This window comes from Achromobacter colocynthidis, from assembly GCF_057334535.1.
This window is the reverse complement of sequence record NZ_JBHFIZ010000028.1, coordinates 2,957-11,837: the sequence shown is the minus strand read 5'-3', so window position 1 is coordinate 11,837 and position 8,881 is coordinate 2,957. Positions and strand designations below refer to the sequence as shown.

Genomic DNA, 8,881 nt, shown 5'->3' with positions numbered 1-8,881 from the left:
GGGGAAACCCCGGCGGCAACGCGACGGTGCAATGCCGTTGTCGTTGATGTGACGCCGGCACGTATTCCATGTCCGTGCCGTATTGGATGTGACGCCGGCGCGTATTCCTTGCCCGTGCGGTATTGGATGTGATGACGGCACGTATTCCATGCCTGTGCCGTATTGGATGTGACGCCGGCACATATTCCATGCCCGTGCCGTAATGGATTTGATGACGGCTCGTATTCCATGCCCGTGCCGTAATGGATTTGATGACGGCTCGTAGGATGGGTGGAGCGCGTCCGGGCGTCGACTAGAACAAGGCTGCCGAACGCGCGTAACCCATCGGACGGCGCCCCAATTCTTATCCGGATCCGCCACAACGCAACGTTCGTCTGATGGGTTGCGCGCGATCGGCGCTTGTTTTCGCGGGGCGGACGGTGCGCGCTTCACCCATCCTACGACCACCACCGACCACCACCGGCCACCACCAGCCGCCACCGACCACCACCGGCCACCACCGGCCACCGGCCACCGACCACCGACCACGACATCGTGCGAATCGCGTCAAGCACCGACTAATACGCACGTTAAGTTTTCATTAAAAATACCGTTAATAACAATAACGCCTGGAAGAGGGCGGTGAACAGTGTTTGATGGTTGGGTTGCGCGTGAGGGCGCGCCGGCCAGACAAACCGGGCGGGGTCAGGTCGATGCGGGGCGCTACGCCCTGGTTTGCTCGCTGCTATTCATTCGCTGCTCTATTGATGTCACTGGAGACTAGCTGTGCGCGTGAACCTACCCATCACTGATGTGGAAACCAAGCTGCGCGAAGATCAATACCTGATCTCGCGAACCGACACCAAGGGCCGCATCGTTTACGCGAACCCGGCGTTCGTTGACGTCAGCGGCTTTACCCGCGAAGAACTCATCGGCAAGCCGCACAACATCGTGCGCCATCCCGACATGCCGCCCGAGGCCTACGAAGATCTGTGGGAAACCTTGGAAGCCGGCGAATCGTGGTTGGGCCTGGTCAAGAACCGCCGCAAGGACGGTGGCTATTACTGGGTGCTGGCCAACGCCACGCCCATCGTCGAAAACGACGAAGTCGTCGCGTATTCCTCGGTGCGGGTGCGGCCATCCGAAGAACAGATCGAGATGGCCGAAGAGCTCTATGCACGCATGCGCGAAGGCTCTGCGCGCGGCATCCGCATCAAGCGCGGTCGACCGGTGCGAGCCGGGTGGCGACGTGGCCTGGACGTGGTGGCGTTTCCGTTCAAGCGCAGCGTGCGCAGCCGGATGTTCCGCCACGCCCTGGTGTCCGCCGGTATCGTCGCGGGCGCGGGCGCCTATGGCCTGCACGCTAATTGGGACAGCCTCGGCACCTGGGGCGCCAGCCTGGGATGCGGCGCCATCGCGCTGGGCGTGATCGCCATCTTCGGCATGGGTTGGAGCTTGTCGCGTTCCCTGCTGGACCCGATGTCGGATGCCGCCAACATGGCGCGCCAGGTTGCCGCCGGCAACCTCACCACGCAAATCATCGCGGATTCGGATGACGAAGTGGGCAGCCTGAAGTTCTCGCTGGAAGTCATGCGCAAGAGCCTGATCGGCATCGCGCAGGACGTCTATCGCGGTATCGAGGGCACGACCCATGCGGCCGTGCATATCGCGCGCGGCAACCAGGAACTGGCCGGCCGCACGGAAGGGCAGGCGTCGTCCTTGCAGCAGACCGCCGCCAGCATGGAGCAACTGACGTCCACCGTGCGCCAGAACGCCGACAACGCACGCCAGGCCAACCAGTTGGCCGCCAGCAGCATGGACGTGGCGCGGCGCGGTGGTGTGGCCGTGGGCCAGGTGGTCGACACCATGCACGGCATCTCGGCCAGCTCACGCAAGATCGCGGACATTGTCAGCATCATCGAAGGCATCGCGTTCCAGACCAACATCCTGGCGCTTAACGCCGCGGTGGAAGCAGCCCGCGCCGGCGAAACCGGCAAGGGCTTCGCCGTGGTGGCGGGTGAAGTGCGCAGCCTGGCGCAGAAAAGCGCGCAGGCAGCCAAAGAGATCAAGGGCTTGATCGAGGATTCCGTGGACCGCGTGTCGGAAGGCTCGGCGCAGGCCGAGCAAGCGGGCGCAACGATGGAAGAAATCGTGGCGGCCGTGCATCGGGTCACCGACATCATCGGTGAAATTTCACAAGCGTCCCAAGAGCAGTCCAGCGGTATCGAGCAAGTGGATACGGCCGTGTCGCAGATGGACGTGATGACCGTGCAGAATACGGCGCTGGTGCAGGAGCTGGGCGGCGCGGTGATGCAGTTGGGCACCCAGTCCGGCGCCTTGCGCGAGACGATCCGCGTCTTCCGGCTTACCGGTCAGCCCTGAGTAATTTCGTAAGCGTCCTATAGACGCGGAGCTCCTCGGCTGAGCACACTGGCCCCTCCCAATCGATCTGTCGGGGAGGGGCTTTGTCATTGCGCGCGAACATCTATCGCTTCACCTTCACCCCCGCCAGCGGCGCGGCGTTTGACGTCATTGAGTTCACGCTGGACGAAGCGCTGTCCGAGACCTATCGGCTGTGCATCGAACTTTCCAGCATCGACCCCGCCATTGATTTCGGCACGCTGCTGGACCAGCCCGCGCTTTTCACGATTTGGCGCGGGGAGCATGCGGTGCGCCATGTACACGGCATCGTCACGGAGCTCGTCCAAGCCGACACGGGCTTTCGACGCACGCGCTACCGGCTGGTAGTAGAACCCTCCCTGGTCAGATTGGCGGCCGAAGAAGGCTATTTCTACCGCTACGTGCACTCGGAACACGGACACCGCCTGATCCACGGCGACCGCATCTACATCCATGGCGAGATCGAAGGCGGGCCCGTGGTCTACAACCCCATGCCGGGTGGAGATCAAGCAGAACCCGCGCTGCATCGCTTTGCCTACGCCGAACGCGTCCGTACCGCCGTGTTGCCCACCAAGGCGAACTGCTGCTGCAAGCGCAACACAACACCATCCGCATCCAGGCCGACCAAAGCGCCGAAATCACCTCCAGCAAACAGCATGTATTGGTCGCGGCCGACCGCTGCTATGCGGCGGCGCGTACATCAAGATGGCCGACGGGAATATTGAACTTCGAGGGCTTCCTGACCATGCAAAAAAGACATGCGCATGGATGGCGTTTATATCGAATGGAAAGGCGATAAGAAATGACTGACATCAAATCTGAAAGCAACGCGCCGACCGAGCGCGTAGCACCGTTTCACTACGACGCTCGAGGTCAACAGTGCTTCACCTGGACGCTGACTGATTGCAAGATCACCGACCCGGTTCAACTGCGTATCGGGCCAGATCTGATCCTGCCGGTGATATTCATTCCAGGGGTGATGGGGAGTAATTTAAGGTCGGTTTCCAAGCACCTTGACCAAGAATCCGAACCGGTGTGGACCCTCGACTACGGAGCGCTGGGGTTGCCGACTCACTTGCTAGCCCAGTGGATCACTAAAGAGGCGGGCTTTCGTCAGAGACGCTTGCATCCCGAACGTGTAGAAGTCGATGACCAAGGCGCAGTCCCCGACGTTCCGCTAGGAATGGTGCAAGAGAACGGACAACTACTACCCGCCGCCCGCAAAGCTGCCCTGAGGGACCGTTATAGGGAGCGAGGTTGGGGAGAGGTTGGGCAGACTAGCTACGAACGCTTCCTGCGGTGGTTGGAGCATGCCCTGAACTCCCCAACGGTTCCTCGCCACGAAAACTATGCGCTTGAATTAGACGACAAGCACTGGGAGGATCCAACAGCAACGTATCGGCGCCTTAAGCCGGGCGTGGATGTCTTTATGCCGGGGTTGAACGGGCTGGATCGAAACGGAACCGATGGACGCGTCAAACCGTTAACCACGGACGATCTGCTGGCCGGCGCACGGTTCAATATGCCGGTGCATGCGTTTGGGTATAACTGGCTGGCTTCCAATACGGATTCCGCCAAGAAGCTCAAGGAACGCATAGAAACCCTGCTGGAGCAGTATGGCGATCGCTGCACACAGGTCCTGCTCGTGACCCATTCGATGGGCGGTCTGATTGCCCGGATGTGCGCGACCCTGCCCGGCATGGAGGCCGCAATCTGCGGAATTATCCACGGCGTCATGCCGACCAATGGCGCCCCTGTGGCCTACAGGCGTTGCAAAGTTGGCATGCGAGATGAGGACTACGGAACCTCGCTTGTGATCGGCGGCAGCGGGCAGGAAGTGACGGCAGTTTTTGCTCAGTCGCCTGGTGCGTTGCAATTGCTGCCGACGAAGCGCTATTCACCGGGATGGCTGAAGCTCTTGCGCGAAGAACAATCGCGCACCGTTCCAGCCATGCCGGCAGTACCTTCCCCTTCGCAATGCCCGTATGAAACCATCTATCTGGAGAGACACAGATGGTGGGGGCTAGTCAAGGAAGAATGGCTGGCGCCGAAAGGCGGGACGGCCATCGAATGGACCCATTACGCGCATGCCATTAGATTTGCCAAAGAGTTCCACGAAGAATTGGGCACTTACTACCATCCTAATACCTACGTCTTCTACGGGTCGGATAACAATTTCGCCAGCTTCGAATCCATTCGATGGACGATACGCCCGGGGTTGCGGCCAGCACGCGCCACACAGCCATCTATCTCGATCGAAGCCCTTCTCGAGGCCCGAAACTCGGATATTCAGCACAACGGCCGCACGCCGCTTTATGCAAGAGGACAAAGCCGCGTGGCGTCTCCTTCGTTACGGTATGTCGATGCCACTTCCCCGCCGGAAAAACTGCAATACAGCGATTGGGAGCTGCACTGCGAAATGCAGGACGGCATTGGAGACGGCACGGTCCCCATCAGTTCAGGTCGCGCACCGATTGACCAGGCCAAGCGCGGCCAAGTGAAAGAACAACTCGAAATGCAGGGGTTCGAACATGAAGGTCCATTCCGAAATGAACTGGTCCAGCAGATCACGTTGCAGTGGATCCTGAAAGTAGCGGCCCAGGCGAGGAAGTCATCATGAAAACCCGCGTTGTTGCCGCCGCAATTGCGCTCTCTGCCCTCGTCGCCGGCAGCATCCTGCTCCTACAACACAAGGACACCCCAGTGACCAACGCAACCACAGACATCCGCACCTGGGCATTCGGCCGACACTTGATCGACTTGCCTTCGAACTGGCGGTACAGCACAGGCAGCGACGTCACGTTGTATTACGGGTTGGATACCGATTTTAAAACCGTCGAAGTCAGGGTGTTAGGGATGGAAGTCTCTCCCGAACGTTTTGCGGACGCAGTGAACGACAGATCGTCGCAGATTAAAAACGTCGATCATGATTCAGGTGGGTCGATGATGGTGGCCCAAATCAAGTTGAGCGAAACGAAAACGTTGCTACGTTTCTTTCATAGTCCCGAACTGAGGAATTACCACACCCATGAAATCCACCTTCTCGTGGACGACGTTTACGTCCTGATCAAAGCTCAGTCGTACGAGAACGTGATCGCCCCAGTCGAAGCCCGCATCCAAGCCTTGGCCAAAACCATCTCGAAGATCACCGACCCGCAGAGCGCCGGACCTGGCTTTGGGCTTGGTCCCATCATCATTCGTGAACATCACGACCAGGAAATCGGCATGCTGGAGTTTTACATATCGGGGTCCAACATTAATTTGGAGGCCCGCATTACCGCCCTGCAGCCAGACTCATCCACGGGCCTTCAAGCACGCGCCAAGAAACAGCTATCCGGTATCTGGCATAACAGGTTGCGCGCGGGAAAGTTAACCCTTGCCGCCATGCCGGCGGAACAGTTTGCCTTCGGGTACACCGACGCCAATCACCACCGGTTCCTTTTCTTGGCGGAAAGCTACCGCGACACGCCAGGATTCACACAGCCGTCCATTCACATCAGCATGCGTGGCGGTGGCGCGCTCCCTCCCACCTTGGCAGAAGACTATCAACCAGACCTCGTCCGCTGGTCCCTCCCGCGCTTCGTCCCCGACAAGCACGCCATTCCCCCCTGGAAACGCCCGCCCGCGCCACCCCGCGTGGACGCGGCCTTGTCCGATAGGGAGGCCGGCAAGATCTGGGACGCCATCTTGGCTTCTATACGCCTGCGTTACCGGGCCGTCGCGCCCAAGCCACCTTCCGTTTTTGATCAGGTCGGCAACCCCGAGAAAGCCGCTGCCGACAAGAAGGCGTTGGACGATTTCCTCAGCACTGATGAAAACGGAATGCCCTGGACGCCGCCGGAATCTGGCATTTGATAGGTGAGCGACCCGTTCTACCGCCCCGCCAGCGCATCCACCACCCGGCTCATCGCTTCCAGGCCAGACTCAAACAAGTTTTCCAGGAACGGCCCTGAGTGGGGCAGCACCACGGTCAGCACGATCACGCCGATGATCAGCGTGACGGGAAAGCCCACCGAGAACACGGACAGTTGCTGCGCGGCGCGGTTCAGGATGCCCATGGCCAGGTTGATGGTCAGCAGCGCGCAGATCAGCGGCAGCGCCAGCAGCAGGCCCGAGACGAACACGGTCTTGCCCCATTCCACCACCACGCCCCAGCCGTTCTGATGCAGTTGGATCGTGGCCACGGGCAAGGTGTCGAAGGATCGCACCAGCGCGGCCAGCACCAGCAGGTGGCCGTCCAGCGCCAGGAACGTCAGCATCGCCACCATGTTGAACAGGCGCGACAGCACGGCGGTATTGGCGCCGGCGCTGGGGTCGAAGAACGAGGCGAACGACAAGCCCATTTGCAGGCCGACAAATTCGCCGGCCGTCTGCACGGCGGCGAAAACAATGCGCATCGTGAAGCCCATGGCGATGCCGATCAGCACCTGCTGCATCACCATCCACAGGCCCGCGTAAGAGCCCGGCGACACGGGCGGCATGGGGTCCAGCGCGGGGCTGACCGCCACGGCCAGCATGAACGACAGGCCCACCTTGACCTTCACGGGCACGGCGGATTCCGAGAACAGCGGGGCGGTGCCAACCAGCGCCAGGATACGCACGAACGGCCAGAGAAACTGGCCGATCCAGCCGTTTAGCTGTTCGAGCGTGAAGGCGATCATGGGGAAACGTCCGGGGCCGGGCGGCGCGGGCCGCTCAGGACACCAGCATGGGGATCTGGCCGATCAGTTGCCGGATGTAGTCGACCATGACACCGATGAGCCAGGGGCCCAGCAGCACCAGCACGCCGCACATGGCCAGCAGCTTCGGAATGAACGACAGCGTCATTTCGTTGATCTGCGTGGCGGCCTGGAAGATGCTGATGACCAGGCCCACCACCAGCACCACCAGCAGCAGCGGGCCGGCCATCGCCAGGACGATCTTCATCGCCTGGTAGGCCATGGTCATGACGGTTTCAGCGGTCATGGCGATTGCTCCGGCGTTATTGGTAGAAGCTCTGGGCCAGGGAGCCCATCAGCAGATTCCAGCCGTCGGCCAGCACGAACAGCATCAGCTTGAACGGCAGCGCCACGGTCACGGGCGGCACCATCATCATGCCCAGCGCCATCAGCACGCTGGCCACGACCAGGTCGATGATGAGGAACGGAATGAAGATGGTGAAGCCGATCTGGAACGCCGTCTTCAATTCGCTGGTGATGAAGGCGGGCACCAGGATGCGCAAGGGCACTTGCGACGGGTCTTCCAGCGCGGGCTGCTTGGCCAGGTTGGCGAACAGCGACAGATCGTTCTCGCGCGTCTGGTGCAGCATGAACGTGCGCAGCGGGCCGGCCGCGCGTTCCACCGCGGTCTCGAACTGGATCGACCCTTCGGACAAGGGCTTGTAGGCGTCGGCGTAGATCTTGTCGAACACCGGCGACATCGTATAGAAGGTCAGGAACAGCGACAGCCCGATCAGCACGTGGTTGGGCGGCGACATCGCGGTGCCCATGGCGCTGCGCAACAAGCCCAGCACGATGATGATGCGCGTGAAACCCGTCATCATCAGCAGCGCGGCGGGCAGGAACGACAGTGACGTCATCAGCAGCATCGTCTGCATGCTGAGCGAATACGTCTCCGAGCCGTTGGGGCCGGGGGTGGCGGTCAGGGCGGGCAGGGTGGCCTGGGCGACGACTCCGGCCGGAAAGAAGGCCAGGCCCAGCACCGCGGCGGCCGCCAGCATGGGCAGGGCGCGCGGACGGGCGGGCAGGAGTGTCGTGCGAGAGAGAAAGCTCATGGGTGTCGCAAAGATGCGCGTGTCGCGCTAGCGGCGCTTGAGCGCCTGGCCCAGCTTGGCCGCGAAGGCCGCGGCGGGCAAGGGCGAACCCTCCGGCATCTGGCCGGCGGGCAGGGTGTGCAGGGTAGTGAGCTGGTTCGGGCCGACGCCCACCACCAGCCAGGTATTGTCGATTTCTACGACGACGATGCTTTGGCGCGCGCCGACGGGCAAGCTGGCGACCTGCTTGAGCAGGTTGCCGCCGCCGCGCTGGGTCAGGCCGGCCCGCCGCGCCAGCCAGGCCGAAGCCAGGATGGCGGCCACCACCAGCACCAGGCCGATGACGACGCGCAGCAAGGCGGATTCTGTCATGGCGCCGGGCTGCTAGCGGCGGTTGTTCAAGCGGTTGATCCGCTCGGACGGGGTGATGATGTCGGTCAGGCGGATGCCGTACTTGTCTTCGACAACCACGACTTCGCCTTGGGCGATGAGGTAGCCATTGACGAAGATGTCCATCGGCTCGCCGGCCAGGCCGTCCAGCTCAACCACGGAACCCTGGCCCAGTTGGAGCAGGTTCTTGATGGTCAGGCGGGTGCGTCCCAGTTCAACCGTGAGCTGGACGGGCACGTCCATGATCAGGTCGATGTCGTTGCCGGAGCCGCTCGTGGCGCCAGCCAGCGGCTTGAACACCGACTGCGACGCCGATTGCGCGGCGGGAGCAGCGGCCGCCGGGGCGGCCGGGGCCGCCGC

9 protein-coding genes and 1 pseudogene are annotated in these 8,881 nt (G+C 61.8%); 5 read left to right on the top strand and 5 right to left on the bottom strand.

All coding sequences use genetic code 11. The features are described from left to right. Nucleotides 1-765 precede the first annotated feature (765 nt). The 5 genes and pseudogenes from ACE04A_RS11970 to ACE04A_RS11950 all read left to right on the top strand — a co-directional run bounded on the left by ACE04A_RS11970 (nt 766) and on the right by ACE04A_RS11950 (nt 6,234). Nucleotides 766-2,361 (top strand): methyl-accepting chemotaxis protein, encoded by a 1,596-nt coding sequence (locus tag ACE04A_RS11970; protein WP_259248481.1) that lies wholly within the window; start codon nt 766-768, stop codon nt 2,359-2,361. An 83-nt stretch (nt 2,362-2,444) separates the two neighbouring features. Continuing rightward, nucleotides 2,445-2,987, top strand: a pseudogene (locus ACE04A_RS11965) (contractile injection system protein, VgrG/Pvc8 family); the annotation flags it as partial. After that, nucleotides 2,960-3,178 (top strand): hypothetical protein, encoded by a 219-nt coding sequence (locus ACE04A_RS11960; protein ID WP_485820166.1) that lies wholly within the window; start codon nt 2,960-2,962, stop codon nt 3,176-3,178. The pseudogene ACE04A_RS11965 and the gene ACE04A_RS11960, both read left to right, overlap by 28 nt. 3 nt (nt 3,179-3,181) lie before the next feature. Next, nucleotides 3,182-4,999, top strand: a complete 1,818-nt coding sequence (locus ACE04A_RS11955) for a Tle4 family T6SS lipase effector (protein WP_448716309.1) — start codon at nt 3,182-3,184, stop codon at nt 4,997-4,999. Beyond that, nucleotides 4,996-6,234, top strand: coding sequence for a hypothetical protein (locus ACE04A_RS11950; protein WP_448716308.1), 1,239 nt, complete (start codon nt 4,996-4,998; stop codon nt 6,232-6,234). The genes ACE04A_RS11955 and ACE04A_RS11950 overlap by 4 nt, the downstream gene beginning before the upstream one ends. Nucleotides 6,235-6,251: 17 nt before the next feature. Here the strand turns inward: ACE04A_RS11950 and fliR are convergent, their stop codons facing one another. The 5 genes from fliR to fliN form a co-directional block, all read right to left on the bottom strand. Further along, a complete protein-coding gene (fliR, locus tag ACE04A_RS11945) occupies nt 6,252-7,040 on the bottom strand; it encodes a flagellar biosynthetic protein FliR (RefSeq protein ID WP_279996880.1) in 789 nt (262 codons plus the stop codon). A 34-nt stretch (nt 7,041-7,074) separates the two neighbouring features. Continuing rightward, nucleotides 7,075-7,344, bottom strand: a complete 270-nt coding sequence (gene fliQ / locus ACE04A_RS11940) for a flagellar biosynthesis protein FliQ (RefSeq protein WP_006219058.1) — start codon at nt 7,342-7,344, stop codon at nt 7,075-7,077. 16 nt (nt 7,345-7,360) lie between these two features. Beyond that, entirely contained in the window at nt 7,361-8,152 is a 792-nt protein-coding gene (fliP, locus tag ACE04A_RS11935; RefSeq protein WP_259248476.1) for a flagellar type III secretion system pore protein FliP, read from the bottom strand. 27 nt (nt 8,153-8,179) lie between these two features. Next, nucleotides 8,180-8,503, bottom strand: coding sequence for a flagellar biosynthetic protein FliO (fliO, locus tag ACE04A_RS11930; RefSeq protein WP_100855450.1), 324 nt, complete (start codon nt 8,501-8,503; stop codon nt 8,180-8,182). A gap of 12 nt (nt 8,504-8,515) precedes the next feature. Further along, nucleotides 8,516-8,881, bottom strand: a 366-nt coding sequence (fliN, locus tag ACE04A_RS11925; RefSeq protein ID WP_485820146.1) for a flagellar motor switch protein FliN, incomplete at its 5' end; no start/stop codon positions are given.

Bases quoted from the DNA above. Each gene is read 5' to 3' on its own strand.
- ACE04A_RS11955 (WP_448716309.1), top strand. From the start codon at position 3,182: ATGACTGACATCAAATCTGAAAGCAACGCGCCGACCGAGCGCGTAGCA.
- ACE04A_RS11950 (WP_448716308.1), top strand. From the start codon at position 4,996: ATGAAAACCCGCGTTGTTGCCGCCGCAATTGCGCTCTCTGCCCTCGTC.
- fliR (WP_279996880.1), bottom strand. From the start codon at position 7,040: ATGATCGCCTTCACGCTCGAACAGCTAAACGGCTGGATCGGCCAGTTT.
- fliQ (WP_006219058.1), bottom strand. From the start codon at position 7,344: ATGACCGCTGAAACCGTCATGACCATGGCCTACCAGGCGATGAAGATC.
- fliP (WP_259248476.1), bottom strand. From the start codon at position 8,152: ATGAGCTTTCTCTCTCGCACGACACTCCTGCCCGCCCGTCCGCGCGCC.
- fliO (WP_100855450.1), bottom strand. From the start codon at position 8,503: ATGACAGAATCCGCCTTGCTGCGCGTCGTCATCGGCCTGGTGCTGGTG.